This is a genomic window from Streptomyces sp. NBC_00158, from assembly GCF_045160885.1.
In the GTDB taxonomy this organism is placed as follows: domain Bacteria; phylum Actinomycetota; class Actinomycetes; order Streptomycetales; family Streptomycetaceae; genus Streptomyces.
In genome coordinates this window covers 1,967,721-1,985,382 of the sequence record NZ_CP108161.1, presented here as the reverse complement: position 1 = coordinate 1,985,382, position 17,662 = coordinate 1,967,721, and the positions used below count along the sequence as shown (strand labels likewise).

Below are 17,662 nucleotides of genomic sequence, written 5' to 3'. Positions count from 1 at the left end.
CTGTCCTAGTCGGCCGCCGCCATCACTGCTTCCGCCGTCGGGCCGGCGGCCGGTGCCGCCTGCGGCCGGATGGTCAGCGCGGCGTACACCGCGCCTCCGACCAGCCCCGACAGGATGAAACTACAGTCCACCCCGCCGGTGAGCGCCAGCAGAGGGCCCTCGTACACCGGGGTCGACACGGCAGCCAGTCCCACGGCCGCACCCGCCGCCCAGGAGGCGGTGGCGCGGAGGTTCCAGCCGCCGCTGTACCAGTAGACGCCGCCGCGGGCCCGACGGTTGAACACCTGGAGGGCGTCGGCGTCGTAGACCCCGCGGCAGCGCACGTAGCCGATCAGGGTGATCACGGCCCAGGGGGTGCCGATCGCGGTGAGCAGCAGTACGAAGGAGGTCATCGCGGACTGCACGTCCCACTCGAAGGAGCCGAAGAAGACGAACGCGGTGGCCACGGCGGCGGCGATCACGGTGGCCTTCGTGCGGGTGGCCTTCGGGATGATGGCGTCCAGGTCCAGGCCCATGGAGTAGAGCATCAGCCCGGCGTTGCCCACCGAGCCGGCCGCCGCGGCCACCAGCAGCGGGACGAGGTACCAGAAGGGCGCGGCCGCCACGAGCGGCCCGGCGTAGTCGGCACCGGCGCGGGCGGCGAGGGCGGTGTACGTGCCGAACAGCTGCGGCACCAGCAGGCCGAACAGCAGCCCGAGGCAGGTGGCCCGGAACACCTTGCGGGAGCCGTGGCGGCGCGGGGAGACGTAGCGGGTGTAGTCGCCGAGCAGCGTGATGAACGCGACGGGCCCGCTGAGCCCGGCGGCGACGGCGGCCAGCAGCCACGTCGGCCAGAAGGAGCCGAGCAGGTACTCCGTGTCAGGCGGGGCGGCGGCGGTGAAGTGGGGGGCGTAGGCGACGACGCCGACGGCCAGCAGGACCACCATGGCGATGGACAGCACCTTGCTCATGCGCAGCAGCAGCCGGTAGCCGAAGACGGCTCCGACGACGGTACAGGCGGCGAGCACGCCGTACATCACGGCCCGGGTGAGGCCGGTGTCGGGCAGTCCGGTGAGCCGGGACAGGGTCCCGGCCATCACGTCGCCGCCGATCCAGAGGGTGAGCGCGGTGTAGCCGAGGGAGAGCAGGAGTCCGACGACGGAGCCGACCAGCCGCCCCCGTACGCCGAACTGGGCGCCACTGGAGGTGGACAGGTTGGTCGCCGTGCGCAGCGACACCAGGGCGAGCGGCGCGGTGAAGGCGATGCCGACCACGGTGCCGGTCACGATGGCGGTGACGGAGGGCACCAGCCCGAGCCCGAAGGACGGGGGCAGCCAGCCGAAGACGATCACGCCGAGGCAGAGGTTGGAGCCGAGGAGGATCGAGATCAGGTCACGGGGACCGCTCGTCCGCTCCTCCTCCGGAATGGTGTCGACTCCGCGCTGTTCGATGGGCATGGGGGGACTCCCTTGGCAGGGCGGGGGGTGGTTGCGCATTCGTTTGAGCGGCATTCAATGTGACTCAACCCCTGGTCCCAGGTCAATGCTTCATTGCGAGGAAATGAAGAGTTAGAGTGATGCTCTAACCCATCGACTCAAAAGGTGGTGGATCGGCGTGCGGCTGACCCCTACGGAGCGCGACCGGCTGCTGCTGCGCGGCGCCGCGGAACTGGCCAGGGCCCGGCGGGCCCGGGGCCTCAGGCTCAATGTCCCCGAGGCCACCGCGCTGATCGCGGACACGGTCTGCGAGGCCGCGCGCGACGGCAAGCGGCTGGCCGAGGCCATCGAGGAGGCCCGTGGCGTCCTGGGCCCCGACGACGTGCTGCCCGGCGTGGCCGACGTGGTCACCGAGGTGCACGTGGAGGCCGTCTTCGACGACGGCTCCCGCCTCGCGGTGGTTTCGGCGCCCATCCGGGGAGCCGTCTCCCTCGGCGACGACGCCCCCGGCGCGGTCCTCCCGGGCCCCGGCGCGCCGCAGCCCGAACCGCGCTTGCGCCTGCGGGTGCGCAACACCGCGCCCGTGCCGGTCAGCGTGACCTCGCACTTCCACTTCTTCGAGGCGAACCCCCGGCTCGACTTCGACCGCGCCGCCGCCTACGGCATGCGGCTGTGCGTACCGGCCGGCTCCTCGGTCCGCTTCGACCCGCACGGCGAGGGCGAGGTGGGCCTGGTCCCGATCGGCGGCGACCGGATCGCCATCGGCTTCGCCGGCCTGGTGGACGGCCCGCTGGACGCCCCCGGAGCCAAGGAGCAGGCCCTGGCCCGCGCCGCCGCCTGCGGCTACCTCGGCGCCACCGCCACCGCCGCCGCCGAAGACGGCCAGAAGGGAGACCGGGCGTGAGCCGTCAGACCCCCCACACCGACCACAGCGCGCACTGCGCCCCCGGCGGCCGCCACATCGACGCGCACGAGTACGCCTCCGTCTTCGGCCCCCGCGCCGGGGACCGGGTCCGGCTCGGCGACTCCGGGCTGACCGTCCGCGTCGAGCACGACGCCCAGAAGCCCGGCGACGAGTTCCTCGCGGGCTTCGGCAAGACCGCCCGCGACGGCCTGCACCTGAAGGGCGCCGCCGTCCGCGATACCTGTGACGTCGTGATCAGCAACGTCCTCGTCATCGATGCCGTCCTCGGCATCGAGAAGGTGTCCATCGGCATCCGCGAGGGCCGCATCCACGCGATCGGCCGGGCCGGCAACCCGGACACCCTCGACGGGGTCGACGTGGTCGTCGGCACCGGCACGAGCATCGTCTCCGGCGAGGGCCTGATCGCCACCGCGGGCGCGGTGGACACCCACGTCCACCTCCTCTCCCCACGCATCATGGAGGCCTCCCTCGCCGCCGGTGTCACCACCGTCATCGGCCAGGAGTTCGGCCCCGTCTGGGGCGTCGGCGTCAACTCCCCCTGGGCGCTGAAGCACGCCTTCAACGCCTTCGACGCCTGGCCGGTGAACATCGGGTTCCTGGCGCGCGGCTCCTCCTCGGACGCGGCGCCGCTGGTGGAGGCCCTGGCCGAGGGCGGCGCGTCCGGCTTCAAGGTGCACGAGGACATGGGCGCCCACACCCGGGCCCTGGACACCGCGCTGCGCGTCGCCGAGGAGCACGACGTACAGGTCGCGCTGCACTCCGACGGCCTCAACGAATGCCTCTCGGTCGAGGACACCCTGCGCGTCCTGGAAGGGCGCACCATCCACGCCTTCCACATCGAGGGGTGCGGCGGCGGGCACGTCCCCAACGTCCTGAAGATGGCGGGCGTGCCGAACGTCATCGGCTCCTCCACCAATCCCACCCTGCCCTTCGGCCGGGACGCGGTCGCCGAGCACTACGGCATGATCGTCTCCGTCCACGACCTCAAGCCGGACCTCCCCGGCGACGCCGCCATGGCCCGCGACCGGATCCGCGCCGGGACGATGGGGGCCGAGGACGTCCTGCACGACCTGGGCGCCATCGGCATCACCTCCTCCGACGCCCAGGGCATGGGCCGCGCCGGCGAGACCATCCGCCGCACCTTCGCCATGGCCGCCAAGATGAAGGGCGAGCTCGGCCCCCTCGAAGGCGACGGCGAGGGCGACGACAACGCCCGCGTCCTGCGCTACATGGCCAAGCTGACGATCAACCCGGCCATCGCGCACGGCCTGGCCCACGAGATCGGCTCCATCGAGATCGGCAAGCTCGCCGACATCGTGCTCTGGCGCCCCCAGTTCTTCGGCGCCAAGCCCCAGCTGGTCCTCAAGTCCGGCTTCCCCGCGTACGGAGTCACCGGCGACCCCAACGCCGCCACCGACACCTGCGAACCCCTCGTCCTCGGACCGCAGTTCGGCTCCTACGGGGCCACCGCCGCCGACATCTCCGTCGCCTTCGTCTCCGCCGCCGCGGCGGCGCTGGGCAGCGACGAGATGCCGACCCGCCGCCGCCGCGTCGCCGTACGCGGCACCCGCGGCATCGGCCCCAAGGACATGCTCCTCAACTCCCGGGTGGGCGCGGTCGATGTGGACGCGCGCAGCGGCCTCGTCTCCCTCGACGGGGAACCGCTGCGCTCCGGAGCGGCCGACTCGGTCTCCCTCAACCGCCTGTACTTCCTGTAATCGGCACAGCCTGTAAGCCCGTTAGGACCCCTGCCATGACTGCACAGCCCGCCAAGCCCGTGAACGACGGCTTCCGGATGCCCGCCGAGTGGACCCCCCACGAGCGCACCTGGATGGCCTGGCCCAGCCCCAACCCCACCTTCACCAACGAGCAGGAGCTGGCCGAGGCCCGCCAGGCCTGGGGCGCCGTCGCCCGCGCCGTCCGCGCCTACGAGCCGGTCACCCTCGTCGTCTCCCCGGGCGACGCCGAGAGCGCCCGCGCGATCGTCGGCGACGACGTCCAGCTCGTCGAGCAGGAGCTCGACGACGCCTGGATGCGCGACATCGGCCCCACCTTCGTCACCAACGACGCCGGCGAGCTGGCCGCCGTCGACTGGACCTTCAACGGCTGGGGCGCCCAGGAGTGGGCCCGCTGGGACCACGACTCGAAGATCGCCCGCCACGTATCCGACGTGGTCGGCACCCGCACCTACAGCACCCGCCTGGTGAACGAGGGCGGCGCCATCCACGTCGACGGCGAGGGCACCGTGCTCCTCACCGACACCGTGCAGCTCGGCGAGGGCCGCAACCCCGGCTGGACCCGCCAGCAGGTCGAGGAGGAGATCCACGCCCACCTCGGCACCACCAAGGCGATCTGGCTGCCGTACGGCCTGGCCGGCGACTACGGCACCTACGGCACCCAGGGCCACGTGGACATCGTCGCCGCCTTCGCCCGCCCCGGCGTGGTCATGGTCCACACCCAGCCCGACCCGGCCCACCCGGACCACGAGCGCTGCAAGACCATCGCCGCCATCCTGCGCGCCGCCACCGACGCGCGGGGCCGGCAGCTCCAGGTCGTCGAGGTCCCCGCGCCGACCGTGCTGGAGGAGGACGGCGAGTGGGTGGACTACTCCTACATCAACCACTACCTCTGCAACGGCGGCGTGGTGCTGTGCGCCTTCGACGACCCGCGCGACGAGGAGGCCGCCGAGATCTTCCGCGGACTGTTCCCCGAGCGGACCGTGACGCTCGTTGACGCACGTACGATTTTCGCCGGGGGTGGCGGTATCCACTGCATCACCCAGCAGCAGCCGAAGGTCTGACCCGAGGCGGACCGCGTGAAGGAGTGACCATGGTGGCGGGTGGAGTACCGGTACGGGCGGCGCGCAAGAACGCGCCCCCGCGCGAGGACGTACTCGTCGCCGCCATGGCCACGATCGCCGAGCGCGGGCTGGAGGGCCTGACCATGGCCGGCCTGGGCCGGCAGGTCGGCATGAGCAGCGGCCACCTCCTCTACTACTTCGGCAGCAAGGACGAGCTCCTGCTGCAGACCCTGGAGTGGAGCGAGGCGGCCCTCGGCACCGAGCGGCGGGCCCTGCTGGCCCGCCCCGGCCCGGCGCGCGAGCGGGTACGGGCGTACGTGGACCTGTACGTGCCCGACGGCGCCCGCGATCCGCACTGGACCCTGTGGCTGGAGGTCTGGAACCGGTCCCAGAACGCCGGCCCCCAGGAGCGCGAGCGGCAGGCCGCCATCGAGGGCGCCTGGCACCGCGACCTGGTCGCCCTGCTCGCCGAGGGCATCTCGCGCGGAGAGTTCCGCGCGGTGGACCCCGACCGCTTCGCGTCCCGGCTGCGGGCCCTGCTCGACGGGTTCAGCATCCAGGTCGCCGTGGGCCTGCCCGGCATAGGGCGCGAGGACATCCTGGAACACGTCGCGGAGTTCCTCGCCGAAACCCTTGCCGGCTAGGGCTTCCACCGGCTGCGGGCCGCCTGGCGGACGGTGGATGCCCGCATGCTGAGACCGGCGTCCACCGGTGACGGGCCCTGTGACACACTGCGGGCGTGTCTGCTCAGCTCATGATTATGGACAGCAGCGCGCCGGTCCTCTGTGACCGCTGAAACCGTGGACGACCTCCGCGGCAGCGGCCACCGTGCCTCAGACCCGCGCGCAGACCTCTCGCACCCGCGAGGGGTCTTTTCGTTTCCAAGGGCAGAAACATGCCGGAACCGGGCAGCGCGCGATGATGGGGGCAGTGGATCCCCGGTCTCCGGAACCACTCATCCGACAGGAGTCAGATCAGCATGACGACGACAGAGGCGACCCAGCCGACAGCGGCCCTCGACGACGCCTTCCACGTCTTCGACACCACCCTGCGCGACGGAGCCCAGCGTGAGGGCATCAACCTCACGGTCGCGGACAAGCTGACCATCGCCCGGCACCTGGACGAGTTCGGAGTCGGCTTCATCGAGGGCGGCTGGCCCGGCGCCAACCCCCGCGACACCGAGTTCTTCGCCCGCGCCCGCGCCGAGATCGACTTCAAGAACGCCCAGCTGGTCGCCTTCGGCGCCACCCGCAGGGCCGGCGGCGACGCCGCCTCGGACCCCCAGGTCCGCGCCCTCCTGGAGTCCGGCGCGCCGGTCATCACCCTCGTCGCCAAATCGCACGACCGGCACGTCGAACTCGCGCTGCGCACCACCCTCGAAGAGAACCTGGAGATGGTCCGCGACACCGTCTCCCACCTCGTCGCCCAGGGCCGCCGGGTCTTCGTCGACTGCGAGCACTTCTTCGACGGCTACCGCGCCAACGCCGAGTACGCCAAGTCCGTCGTCCGCACCGCCCACGAGGCCGGCGCCGACGTCGTCATCCTCTGCGACACCAACGGCGGCATGCTCCCCGCCCAGATCACCGCCGTCGTCTCGACCGTGCTGGCCGACACCGGGGCCCGCCTCGGCATCCACGCCCAGGACGACACCGGCTGCGCCGTCGCCAACACCCTGGCCGCCGTCGACGCGGGCGCCACGCACGTCCAGTGCACCGCGAACGGCTACGGCGAGCGCGTCGGCAACGCCAACCTCTTCCCGGTCGTCGCCGCGCTGGAGATCAAGTACGGCCGCAAGGTCCTCCCCGAGGGCGCGCTCGCCGAGATGACCCGCATCTCCCACGCCATCGCCGAGGTCGTCAACCTCACCCCCTCCACCCACCAGCCGTACGTGGGCGTCTCCGCCTTCGCGCACAAGGCGGGCCTGCACGCCTCGGCGATCAAGGTCGACCCGGACCTGTACCAGCACATCGACCCCGAGCGCGTCGGCAACACCATGCGCATGCTGGTCTCCGACATGGCCGGCCGGGCCTCCATCGAGCTCAAGGGCAAGGAGCTCGGTGTCGACCTCGGCGGCGACCGCGCGCTGATCGCCCGCGTGGTCGAGCGGGTCAAGGAGCGCGAGCTGGCGGGCTACACGTACGAGGCCGCCGACGCCTCCTTCGAGCTGCTGCTGCGCGCCGAGGCCGAGGGCCGGGCGCGCAAGTACTTCCGCGTGGAGTCCTGGCGGGCCATCGTCGAGGACCGCCCCGACGGCACCCACGCCAACGAGGCCACGGTCAAGCTGTGGGCCAAGGGCGAGCGGATCGTCGCCACGGCGGAGGGCAACGGCCCCGTCAACGCCCTCGACCGGGCGCTGCGGGTCGCGCTGGAGCGCCACTACCCCCAGCTGGCCAAGTTCGAGCTGGTGGACTACAAGGTCCGCATCCTGGAGGGCAAGCACGGTACGGAGTCCACGACCCGCGTCCTGATCGCCACGACGGACGGCAGCCGCGAGTGGAACACGGTGGGCGTCGCCCCGAACGTCATCGCCGCCTCCTGGCAGGCCCTGGAGGACGCGTACACCTACGGCCTCCTCCACGCGGGCGTGGAGCCGGCCGAGTAGTCCCGGCGGCGGTCAGCACTTGTCCGCGACGCGTTTGCGGAACTTCTTCTGCGACATGGCCCTGCCGCCGGCCCACACCTCGCCGGGCTTCAGCCCGGCGAGGTCCTCGGCGGTGAAGGAGACGCTTCCCGAGTAGTCGCCGAAGCCCGGCGGGCGGAAGCTCAGGCTGTACTCCCGGCCGGGCTTGAGGCTCCGTTCGGCGCCCCACTCACGGACCGCCCACGTGGCGGGCGGCGAGAAGAGGGGGAACGTGACCCGCCCCGGGGCGAGCGGGGAGCCGCCGGCCAGCCAGCCGTCCTCCGAGGCCGTCGACGGCGTCGTCACGGTGGGCTGCGGCGCACCGGGCGCCGGAGTGCCGTGGACGAAGAAGTCCACCGTGCCGATCGCGTCCTTGCCGCACGGCACCATCGTGACCTGCGGCGTTCCGTCGGCTCCGATGCCGACCGAGATCAGCGGCAGATCGGCCGCCGAACAGCCGGCCAGCATCCCCGCTCCCGCCAGTGTCAGAGCCACCCCGCACCACGCGCGCCGCATAGGCCCACCCCCCCCGGCGGCAGGCTACGCGGGCGGGGTCTCGTGGGTGTACAGAAGGGCTTATGTCCGGCTCACACGGGAAACAGCCGGTTCGGGTAGCGTCGTCGGTATGAGGACCAGGCTGATATCCGTACGCATGGGATCGGTGCTGTCCGGTCTGCTGCTGGCGCTGACCGTCGGCGCGATCGGGGCCGCTCCGCGGGCGGCCGCCGCCGACGGGGGGACCGCGGCCGTGGCCGAGGCGCTGAAGAAGGGCCCGGTCTACGTCGACCCCGGAGCCGCCGCGCAGCTGTCGCAGGCCCAGGCCGACGCCCTGGCCGCCAAGATCAAGACGGCCGGCAAGCCGCTGTTCGTCGCCGTGCTGCCCGCCACCCCCGCCTTCCCGGCCGACAGCGTGCTGCGGACGCTCCGCACCGAGACCGGGATCACCGGGCTGTACGCGATCCGGCTCGGCGACGGCTTCAATGCCGGGGCGGACCGGGCCGTGATGCCGGTCAACGCCGTCCGCAACCTCACCGACGCGGTGAAGGCGGGCGGGACGGTGGACGCGGCGACCGAGCTGAACGACTTCGTCGACCAGGCCCTCCCGCAGATGAAGGGCAGGGCCCCGGCCTCCTGGGGCACCACGGGCTCCTCCGACGGCGGCTCCGGGGCCGGAGCGATGATCGCGCTCGGCGCGGTGGTCCTCGCCGGAGGTGGCGGGACCTACCTGCTGGTCAAGCGGAACCGGAAGAAGAAGGAAGAGGCCCGGCGGGGGGCCATCGCCCGGCTCGGCGTGGTCGTGGACGAGGACATCACCGCCTTCGGCGAGGAGCTCGAACGCCTCGACTTCCACCCCGGCGAGCCCGGCGCCGACGACGCCATGCGCGCGGACTACGAGAAGGGGCTGGACTCCTACGAGAAGGCCAAGCGGATCATGGCCTCGGTGCGGGAGCCGCACGAGGTGCAGGGCGTGACCCAGGCGCTGGAGGACGGCCGGTTCGCACTCGCGAGCCTCGACGCCCGCCGGCAGGGCAGGCCGCTGCCCGAGCGCCGTGCGCCCTGCTTCTTCGACCCGCGCCACGGGCCGAGCACCGAGGACGCGGCCTGGGCCCCGGCGGGCGGGGCGGCCCGTACCGTACCGGTCTGCGCGGCGGACGCCGTACGGCTGCGCGACGGGCTGGACCCGGCGGTGCGCACCGTGGACACGGAGCACGGCCGCCGCCCGTACTACGACGCGGGCCCGGCGTACGGTCCCTGGGCCGGCGGGTACTTCGGCGGCGGGATGCTGCCCGGCCTGCTGGTGGGCACGATGCTCGGTTCGATGATGGCCACGCCCGCGTACGCCTCGGACTTCGGCGGAGGGTACGGCGGCTACGACGGCGGCGGCTTCGAGGGCGGGGACGTCTCGGGCGCCGACTTCAACCCGTCCGACTTCGGCGGCGGGGACTTCGGCGGCGGTGGCGGCTTCGACGGGGGCGGCGGCGGGTTCGACGGCGGGGGCGGCTGGTAGCCGCCCCCGGGTTCCGCGCGGGCCGTGGTCAGCCCGTCGTCAGCCCTGCTTGACCGCCGAGATGTCGAAGGTCAGCTTCACCTTGTCGCTGACCATCACACCGCCGGCCTCCAGGGCCGCGTTCCAGGTCAGGCCCCAGTCGGAGCGCAGGATCTCGGCGGAGCCCTCGAAGCCCACGCGCTCGCTGCCGTAGACGTCCGTGGCGGAACCGGCGAACTCCAGGTCGATGGAGAGGGGACGCGTCACGTCCTTGATCGTCAGCTCGCCGGTGACGCGGTACTTGTCGCCGCCCAGCTGCGCCGCCGAGGTGGACCGGAAGGTCATCAGCGGGAAGAGCTCGGCGTCGAAGAAGTCGCTGCCCAGCAGGTGGGCGTCGCGGTCGGCGATGCCGGTGCTGACCGAGGCGATCTGCACGTCGATGGAGGCGGTGGAGCGCGCCGGGTCGCTGCCGTCCAGGTGCAGGGTGCCCTCGTGCTGCGCGAAGCTGCCGCGGACGTTGGTCACCATGGCGTGGCGGACGGTGAAGCCGATGCTGCTGTGCGCCGGGTCGATGGCGTAGTCGCCGGTGAGGGCGGCGAGCGCCGGGTCGACGGGGAGCGTGGCGACCGAGCCCTGCTGGGCGGCGGCGGGGGCTGCGGCGGTCTGGCTGCGGCGGGAGAAGATGCCCATGACGTCCTCCTGGGGAGTCCTGCGGTTTGGTTCAACTTTCAACAAGAACGAAGCTAGACCCATTCCGTTCAAATTTCAACTTCCTCGACGTTGGCATTGCCGTTTTGTAGGACCTCCACAAAGGCCGAAGGTCCCCGCTGGGGGAGTCCATGCATCCTTCGGAGGTTCTGTCCGGGCCGCACAGCGCAGGGCGCCCGAGACTGTGTAGAACCAACGGAGGGTTTTGATGGCCACGCTTCGTAAGGTCGGTACATGACCGTTGTGGACCAGACTCCGAGCGAGCCGACGGACGCCCGCGGGCGCGTGGCCGAGCTGCACTCCCTCCGCGAGGAGGCCCGGCGCGGCCCCAGTGACCGCGCGACCGAGGCGCAGCACGCCAAGGGCAAGCTGACCGCCCGCGAGCGCATCGCGCTCCTGCTCGACGAAGGTTCCTTCAGGGAGGTCGAGCAGCTCCGCCGGCACCGGGCCACCGGCTTCGGCCTGGAGGCCAAGAAGCCCTACACCGACGGTGTCATCACCGGCTGGGGCGCGGTCGAGGGCCGCACGGTCTTCGTCTACGCGCACGACTTCCGCATCTTCGGCGGCGCACTGGGCGAGGCCCACGCCACGAAGATCCACAAGATCATGGACATGGCCATCGCGGCCGGCGCCCCGCTGGTCTCCCTCAACGACGGCGCCGGCGCCCGCATCCAGGAGGGCGTCTCCGCCCTCGCCGGCTACGGCGGCATCTTCCAGCGCAACACCAAGGCCTCGGGCGTCATCCCGCAGATCTCGGTGATGCTGGGCCCGTGCGCCGGCGGCGCCGCGTACTCCCCGGCACTGACGGACTTCGTGTTCATGGTCCGGGACACCTCGCAGATGTTCATCACCGGCCCGGACGTGGTCCGCGCCGTGACCGGCGAGGAGATCACCCAGAACGGCCTCGGCGGCGCGGACGTGCACGCCGAGACCTCCGGCGTCGCGCACTTCGCGTACGACGACGAGGAGACCTGCATCGCCGAGGTCCGGTACCTCATCACGATGCTCCCCTCGAACAACCGCGAGAACCCCCCGGTCCACGAGAACACCGACCCCGCCGACCGGCGCTCGGACGTCCTCCTCGACCTGGTCCCCGCCGACGGCAACCGCCCGTACGACATGCTCAAGGTCATCGAGGAGCTCGTCGACGACGGGGACGTCCTGGAGATCCACGAGCGCTGGGCGCGCAACATCATCTGCGCCCTGGCCCGTCTGGACGGCCAGGTCGTCGGCATCGTCGCCAACCAGCCCGGCCACCTCGCCGGCGTCCTGGACATCCACGCGTCCGAGAAGGCCGCGCGCTTCGTCCAGATGTGCGACGCCTTCAACATCCCGATCGTCACCCTGCTGGACGTCCCCGGCTTCCTGCCGGGCGTCGACCAGGAGCACGGCGGCATCATCCGCCACGGCGCCAAGCTGCTGTACGCGTACTGCAACGCCACGGTGCCGCGGATCTCGCTGATCCTGCGCAAGGCCTACGGCGGCGCGTACATCGTCATGGACTCCCAGTCCATCGGTGCCGACCTCACCTATGCCTGGCCCACCAACGAGATCGCCGTCATGGGCGCCGAAGGCGCCGCCAACGTGATCTTCCGCAAGCAGATCGCGGACGCCGAGGACCCCGAGGCGATGCGGGCCCGGATGGTCAAGGAATACAAGGCCGAGCTGATGCACCCGTACTACGCGGCCGAACGCGGCCTCGTCGACGACGTCATCGACCCCGCCGAGACCCGCGGGGTGCTCGTCAGCGCCCTCGCGATGCTCCGCACCAAGCACGCCGATCTGCCGTCTCGCAAGCACGGCAACCCGCCGCAGTAACGAGCGAAGGAGACCTGCCGACGATGAGCACCGCCACCGACACCCTGCTGAAGGTCGAGAAGGGCAACGCCGAGCCCGAGGAGCTGGCCGCGATCACCGCGATCCTCCTCGCCCGCGCCGCCGCCACCCCGGAGGAGGCCGCCGCCACCAGCCGTTCCACGGCCGGCTGGCGCCGCCTGGAGCGCAGCCGGGGCTTCCAGGCCCCCCACAGCTGGCGCGGCTGAGCAGCGCACGCACGAACGCCGGAAGGCCCCGTACCCCGTCCAGGGGTGCGGGGCCTTCCGCGTGCCCCGCACAGGGGGACGCCGTAGCCGGGCGCACGCCGCGTCCCGGGTACGGGGAAGGCCCCCGTGTCCGGGACACGGGGGCCTTCCTCTCGTTCCGCTCTGCTTACCGGAGCCGGGCCATGAGGGCGTGCTCGACGAGCGTGATGAGTGCGCTCTTGGCGTCCGCGCGGTGGCGGGCGTCGGTGGTGATGATGGGGGCGTCGGGGCCGATCTGGAGGGCCTCGCGCACTTCTTCGGGGGTGTAGGGCTGGTGTCCGTCGAAGCCGTTGAGGGCGATGACGAAGGGGAGGCCCGAGTTCTCGAAGTAGTCGACGGCGGGGAAGCAGTCGGCGAGGCGGCGGGTGTCGACGAGGACGACGGCGCCGATGGCGCCGCGTACGAGGTCGTCCCACATGAACCAGAAGCGGTCCTGTCCGGGCGTACCGAAGAGGTACAGGATCAGGTCCTGGTCCAGGGTGATGCGGCCGAAGTCCATCGCGACCGTGGTGGTCGTCTTGTCACCGGTGTGGGTGAGGTCGTCGATACCAGCGGAGGCGCTGGTCATGACGGCTTCGGTGCGCAGGGGGTTGATCTCGGAGACCGCGCCGACGAACGTGGTCTTGCCCACGCCGAAGCCGCCCGCCACCACGATCTTCGCGGAGGTGGTGGAGCGCGGAGCCGCTCCGCCGTTAGAGCTTGCGAAGTCCACTGAGCACCCTTTCGAGCAGTGTCACATCTGGCTGGCCGCCGGCAGACTCGTCGCCGCCGGGCTGGTGAATGGCGACAAGGCCCGCCTCCGCCAGGTCGGCGACGAGGATGCGGGCGACACCAAGAGGAATGGAGAGAAGTGCCGAGATCTCCGCAACGGATTTGATCTCCTGGCACAGGCGGCAGATGCGCTGGTGCTCGGGCAACTGCCCTTGCAGACGAGCGGGATCCGCCGTGGTACTGACCAGCGCCTCGATGGCGAGCTGGTAGCGCGGCCGGGTACGGCCGCCGGTCATCGCGTACGGACGCACCAGCGGGTTGTGCGCCTTCGGGGCCTGCGGCTGTGCGGCCCTGGGGGGCTGGTGCGGAAGCCGGTGGGGCGCCTGGGGCTGCTGGGGCTGGCCGTACGGCTGCTGGGCGTAGGGGTTGTGCTCCGGCACGGGCCGGCTGGGAGAGGAGGGGAAGTTGAAGCGGTTCTGGTCGTGCCCACCCTGCGGCTGCTGGCCGCCATAAGGATGTCCTCCGGGTGTTGTCACGTTTCCTCCTCCGACTCCAAGAACGCAGTACTCCCTGTGGAACCGCGCCACCGCACCCTACGGTGCGATGACGCGAAACGCACTGCCCGTTTGCTAGTTGAGAAGGCTTCCCTGCAGCTCCGCACGGAGGTCCGGGGTGAGGACCGTACCCGCGCGGTCCACGAGGAGGGCCATCTCGTAGCCCACGAGGCCGATGTCGCACTCGGGGTGCGCGAGCACCGCGAGCGAGGATCCGTCGGAGACGGACATCAGGAAGAGGAACCCGCGGTCCATCTCCACAACGGTCTGGTTGACGGCGCCGCCCTCGAAGATCCGGGAGGCACCGGCGGTCAGCGAGGTCAGGCCGGAGGCCACGGCCGCCAGCTGATCGGCGCGGTCGCGCGGGAATCCGTCGGACATCGCCAGCAGAAGGCCGTCGGCGGAGACCACCACCGTGTGCGACACCCCGGGGGTGTTGTCCACGAAGTTGGTGATCAACCAGTTCAGGTTCTGCGCCGCCTGGCTCATCGCGCTCACACTAACGCTCCTGGTCATAGCTGTTACTTGACTGCTCGGAACCCGCGCTGCGTCCCTGCTGGACACCGCGCCGCAGGTTGCTCAACCTGCCGCGGACGTCCTCCGGGGCGCGGGAGACCTGGGGGCCTCCCTGCGGGGTCGTCTCCGCAGCGCCCTCGACCAGGTTGGCCTTGGGCACGCGCCGAGGGAGACCGGACGAGGTGACCCCGCCCGCCTTCGGCTCACGGAGCTTGCCGGCCTGCTGCCAGCGCTCGTCGTTCGTCGAGCGCCAGCCCGCTCCGGCTGCTGCCTCCTCCACATCCTGCTTCGGTTCGGCGGCCTGCTGCTGACGCTGCGGCCGCTGCTCGAAGAGGGATCCGGCGGACTCCGCTTCCTGCTGCGCCGGCTGCCACTGCTGCTGGCTGCCGCGTCGCGGCAGGCCCGCTCCGGTCAACTCGTGACCGGCGTCGGCAGCGGCGCCCGGACGGTCGAAGCCTACGCGGTCCAGGGCCGGTTCGGGAGCGGAGGGCGATTCCGAATCGGTCCCGTAATCCTGCTGGTAGGAGCCCGGGTAGGTGTTCTGACCGGGCCACTCGGCCTGCTGGGACTGGTCCTCGTAGCCGCCGTCGTACGCCTGGGCGGGCTGCTGCCCGTCCTGGTAGCCGGACTCCGGATACGCGTAGCCCTGCTCCGGGTACGTCTCGTAGGACCCCGGCTGCTGCTGGGAGTCGTACGGAGCCTCGTAGCCCTGCGCGGACTGCTGCTCGTAGCCCTGGTACTCCTGGTACCCGTGCTCCGGCTGGGGTTCCGCATACTCCTGCGCCTCGGGACCGGGGTACTGCTCCTGGCCCTGCTGCGCCTGCGGGAAGTTGAGCTGCGCCTCCAGCGCCGCCCGGCGCTCCTCGCGGCCCAGGGACCGGCCGACCGCGTCCGACGGCTTCGCGTCGCCGCCCTGGGCGCCCGGGGCGTCGTAGGCGGAGTCGTCGAAGCCGAGCTCGGCGGCCGTCCGCAGCGGGGCGGCCTGCTGGGCCTGCTGCTGCGGAATGATCGAGGAGACGGTGAAGTCGTCGTCCGGGATGCCCTCGCCACCGCCACCGTGGGTGATGGCGTCGGGGAGCATGACCAGCGAGGTGGTGCCGGCCGCCTCGCCCGAGGGGCGCAGCTGGACGCGGATGCTGTGGCGGTCCGCCAGCCGGCCGACCACGAACAGACCCATGCGCTGCGAGATCGCGGCGTCCACGGTCGGCGGGTTGGCCAGCTTGTGGTTGATGTCCGCGAAGTCCTCGGCGGTGAGGCCGATGCCCTTGTCGTGGATCTCGACCATCACGCGGCCGTCGGGCAGACGCGTGGCGGTGACGCGGACCTTGGTCTGCGGGGAGGAGAACGTGGTGGCGTTCTCCAGGAGCTCGGCGAGCAGGTGCACGAGGTCGGTCACGGCCTGGCCGTGGATCTCGGCCTCGGAGACGCCCGACAGCTCGATGCGCTCGTACTGCTCCACCTCGGAGGAGGCGGCGCGCAGCACGTCGACGAGGGGCACCGGCTGGTCCCAGCGGCGGCCCGGGTTCTCACCCGCGAGGATGAGGAGGTTCTCGCCGTTGCGGCGCATACGGGTGGCCAGGTGGTCCAGGCGGAAGAGGTTCTCCAGCTGGTCCGGGTCGGCCTCGTTGTTCTCCAGGTCGGTGATGAGGGTCAGCTGGCCCTCGATCAGCGACTGGTTGCGCATGGAGAGGTTGGTGAAGATCGCGTTGACGTTCCCTCGCAGGAGCGCCTGCTCGGCGGCGAGCCGGACCGCTTCCCGGTGGACCTGGTCGAAGGCGCGGGCGACCTCGCCGATCTCGTCGCGGGAGGTGATCGGGATCGGCTCCACGCGGGTGTCGACCTTGCCCGGGTCGGTGCGCGAGAGCTGGTCGACGAGCGAGGGCAGGCGCTGCTCGGCGATGTCGAAGGCGGAGCCGCGCAGACGGCGCATCGAGCGGCTCATCTGGCGGGCCATCATGGCCGCCAGGATGAACGCGGCCAGCAGGGCCACGACCACGATGGCACCGGTCAGGATGGCGTCGCCGCGCGACTTGTCGGAGACCGCGACGGCGTCCTTGACGGCCTTGTCGAGGAGGTCCTTCTCGATCTCGGCGTAGCCGTCGAACTTGGCGGTGGCGGCGGCCTGCCAGGCGGGGGCGGTGGTGCCGCCCAGGGCCAGCTTGGCGGGCTTCTCGCCGCCGGCTATCGCCTCGGTCATGCCGGTGAGGGCGGAGCCGTTCACCACGGGCGGAGCCTTGAAGACGGTGCCGGCCTGCTCGGCGGCCTGCTTGGCCTGGGCGAGCTTGGCGGCGCCCTCCTGGGACTTCTTGCCCATGACCTCCTTGAGCCGGTTGGTGTCCTCGTCGGTACCGGCGGCGACGTACTCGCCGATGGCGATCTCTTCGAGGTAGGCGTAGGAGGAGAAGGCGACCAGCTGGGCCTTGCGGACTTCCTCGTTCTCGTTCGGACGCACCAGCAGGTGCGTGCCGACGGAGCGCTGGAGCGAGTTCGCGGCCTTGGCCAGCTCGACCGCGTAGACCATGCGGCCGTAGCTGGTGACGTTTCCGGTGCCCAGACCCAGTTCGTTGGAGAACTGCATGAGGTAGTGCTGGACCAGCACGTAGCCCTCTTCGGTCGGGATGGGGCCGGCCGAGGAGGGGAGGTTCTTCTTCTGGGTCTCCGGGACGGCGTAGGCCGTCTTGCGGACCTGTTCCAGCTTCGGCTCCTCCTGGCGGAAGAGTTCGAGGCGGCGCTCCAGGCCCTGCTTGGACGGGAGGTCCTTGACGGCCCGGGCGAACTTGGCCTTGGCCGCGTCCGTGGCCGCGTAGGCCTTCGCCACCCCGTCGTTGTTGCGGTCGCCCTTGAGGAGGGGTTCGGCGGTGAGGTCGCGCTCGTTGAGGAGGGCCTGGCCGTATTCGGCCGCGGCCTGGACGATCCGGGCGGTCTTCTCGGCGTCCTTGGCCTCGTTCCAGCTGTCGACCGAGCCCTTCACCTGGAAGCCGCCCATGACCAGTCCGACGAGGACGGGAACCATGAGGATGGCGTTCAGCTTGGTGGCCACCCGCCAGTTGCGGGGGGAGAGCTTGCTGGTGCTTCCGCTGCTCGTGGATGGTTCCACGGGCACGTCGACGGGCGACATGGCCGCGCGCGGCGGCGGGGTGAAGTTGCCTCGCGCGGGTTCATCCGCGGGGCTCGAGTTGCTTCGCCTCACTCGACCAACAACCTCTCGGCGGTGCTACTAGCTGGTTCGTTGAATTCCAGCACGGTTAAGCGCCGTGTTCCAAACAGTTGAATCCGGCCATTCCCAGAACCTTACGCCCCACATAAAACGGACATAAAGAGCGAGCTGCGGCAAAAATGGGACCT

General features: G+C 71.3%; 15 protein-coding genes. 8 read left to right on the top strand and 7 right to left on the bottom strand.

What is annotated here, in order from left to right; all coding sequences use genetic code 11:
• Positions 1–5: 5 nt before the first annotated feature.
• Positions 6–1,436, bottom strand: coding sequence for a cytosine permease (locus OG553_RS08770; protein ID WP_405978443.1), 1,431 nt, complete (start codon positions 1,434–1,436; stop codon positions 6–8).
• 157 nt (positions 1,437–1,593) lie between these two features.
• On the opposite strand from OG553_RS08770, the gene ureA reads away from it, so the two are divergent.
• From ureA to cimA, 5 genes are all read left to right on the top strand, one after another.
• Positions 1,594–2,319 carry an urease subunit gamma gene (ureA, locus tag OG553_RS08765; RefSeq protein WP_405978442.1) on the top strand — a complete coding sequence of 242 codons (726 nt, stop codon included), beginning with the start codon at positions 1,594–1,596 and terminating at the stop codon, positions 2,317–2,319.
• A gap of 56 nt (positions 2,320–2,375) precedes the next feature.
• Positions 2,376–4,058 (top strand): urease subunit alpha, encoded by a 1,683-nt coding sequence (locus OG553_RS08760; protein WP_405982991.1) that lies wholly within the window; start codon positions 2,376–2,378, stop codon positions 4,056–4,058.
• 35 nt (positions 4,059–4,093) lie between these two features.
• Positions 4,094–5,140, top strand: a complete 1,047-nt coding sequence (locus OG553_RS08755) for an agmatine/peptidylarginine deiminase (protein ID WP_405978441.1) — start codon at positions 4,094–4,096, stop codon at positions 5,138–5,140.
• A 29-nt stretch (positions 5,141–5,169) separates the two neighbouring features.
• Positions 5,170–5,784, top strand: a complete 615-nt coding sequence (locus OG553_RS08750; protein WP_405978440.1) for a TetR/AcrR family transcriptional regulator — start codon at positions 5,170–5,172, stop codon at positions 5,782–5,784.
• A gap of 335 nt (positions 5,785–6,119) precedes the next feature.
• Positions 6,120–7,742: a citramalate synthase gene (gene cimA / locus OG553_RS08745; protein WP_405978439.1), complete on the top strand. Its 1,623-nt coding sequence runs from the start codon at positions 6,120–6,122 to the stop codon at positions 7,740–7,742.
• A 12-nt stretch (positions 7,743–7,754) separates the two neighbouring features.
• Here cimA and OG553_RS08740 read toward each other — a convergent pair whose 3' ends face one another.
• The gene (locus tag OG553_RS08740) at positions 7,755–8,255 is read right to left on the bottom strand and encodes a hypothetical protein (RefSeq protein ID WP_405978438.1); all 501 of its coding nucleotides are present in this window, start codon (positions 8,253–8,255) and stop codon (positions 7,755–7,757) included.
• A gap of 130 nt (positions 8,256–8,385) precedes the next feature.
• Here OG553_RS08740 and OG553_RS08735 point away from each other — a divergent pair, with 130 nt between their 5' ends.
• Positions 8,386–9,768: a hypothetical protein gene (locus OG553_RS08735; protein ID WP_405978437.1), complete on the top strand. Its 1,383-nt coding sequence runs from the start codon at positions 8,386–8,388 to the stop codon at positions 9,766–9,768.
• Positions 9,769–9,807: 39 nt separating this feature from the next.
• Here the strand turns inward: OG553_RS08735 and OG553_RS08730 are convergent, their stop codons facing one another.
• Entirely contained in the window at positions 9,808–10,437 is a 630-nt protein-coding gene (locus OG553_RS08730) for a YceI family protein (RefSeq protein WP_405978436.1), read from the bottom strand.
• 252 nt (positions 10,438–10,689) lie between these two features.
• Here OG553_RS08730 and OG553_RS08725 point away from each other — a divergent pair, with 252 nt between their 5' ends.
• Together OG553_RS08725 and OG553_RS08720 are read left to right on the top strand one after the other, a co-directional pair.
• Entirely contained in the window at positions 10,690–12,273 is a 1,584-nt protein-coding gene (locus tag OG553_RS08725; RefSeq protein WP_405978435.1) for an acyl-CoA carboxylase subunit beta, read from the top strand.
• Positions 12,274–12,296: 23 nt separating this feature from the next.
• Complete coding sequence (locus OG553_RS08720; RefSeq protein ID WP_405978434.1) at positions 12,297–12,497, top strand: acyl-CoA carboxylase subunit epsilon; 201 nt, start codon at positions 12,297–12,299, stop codon at positions 12,495–12,497.
• A 166-nt stretch (positions 12,498–12,663) separates the two neighbouring features.
• On the opposite strand, the gene OG553_RS08715 is transcribed toward OG553_RS08720, so the two are convergent.
• From OG553_RS08715 to OG553_RS08700, 4 genes are all read right to left on the bottom strand, one after another.
• Positions 12,664–13,248 carry an ATP/GTP-binding protein gene (locus OG553_RS08715; protein ID WP_007266770.1) on the bottom strand — a complete coding sequence of 195 codons (585 nt, stop codon included), beginning with the start codon at positions 13,246–13,248 and terminating at the stop codon, positions 12,664–12,666.
• Positions 13,229–13,783 (bottom strand): DUF742 domain-containing protein, encoded by a 555-nt coding sequence (locus OG553_RS08710; RefSeq protein ID WP_362474798.1) that lies wholly within the window; start codon positions 13,781–13,783, stop codon positions 13,229–13,231. Before OG553_RS08710 ends, OG553_RS08715 begins: the two co-directional genes overlap by 20 nt.
• Positions 13,784–13,876: 93 nt before the next feature.
• Entirely contained in the window at positions 13,877–14,290 is a 414-nt protein-coding gene (locus OG553_RS08705) for a roadblock/LC7 domain-containing protein (RefSeq protein ID WP_007266772.1), read from the bottom strand.
• Between the two features lie 10 nt (positions 14,291–14,300).
• A complete protein-coding gene (locus OG553_RS08700; protein WP_405978433.1) occupies positions 14,301–17,507 on the bottom strand; it encodes a nitrate- and nitrite sensing domain-containing protein in 3,207 nt (1,068 codons plus the stop codon).
• Between the last annotated feature and the right edge of the window lie 155 nt (positions 17,508–17,662).

Excerpts from the sequence above, each read along its gene's own strand:
- OG553_RS08750 (WP_405978440.1), top strand. The coding sequence starts at position 5,170 with ATGGTGGCGGGTGGAGTACCGGTACGGGCGGCGCGCAAGAACGCGCCC.
- cimA (WP_405978439.1), top strand. The coding sequence starts at position 6,120 with ATGACGACGACAGAGGCGACCCAGCCGACAGCGGCCCTCGACGACGCC.
- OG553_RS08770 (WP_405978443.1), bottom strand. The coding sequence starts at position 1,436 with ATGCCCATCGAACAGCGCGGAGTCGACACCATTCCGGAGGAGGAGCGG.
- OG553_RS08725 (WP_405978435.1), top strand. The coding sequence starts at position 10,690 with ATGACCGTTGTGGACCAGACTCCGAGCGAGCCGACGGACGCCCGCGGG.
- OG553_RS08720 (WP_405978434.1), top strand. The coding sequence starts at position 12,297 with ATGAGCACCGCCACCGACACCCTGCTGAAGGTCGAGAAGGGCAACGCC.
- OG553_RS08705 (WP_007266772.1), bottom strand. The coding sequence starts at position 14,290 with ATGAGCCAGGCGGCGCAGAACCTGAACTGGTTGATCACCAACTTCGTG.
- OG553_RS08735 (WP_405978437.1), top strand. The coding sequence starts at position 8,386 with ATGAGGACCAGGCTGATATCCGTACGCATGGGATCGGTGCTGTCCGGT.
- OG553_RS08755 (WP_405978441.1), top strand. The coding sequence starts at position 4,094 with ATGACTGCACAGCCCGCCAAGCCCGTGAACGACGGCTTCCGGATGCCC.
- OG553_RS08730 (WP_405978436.1), bottom strand. The coding sequence starts at position 10,437 with ATGGGCATCTTCTCCCGCCGCAGCCAGACCGCCGCAGCCCCCGCCGCC.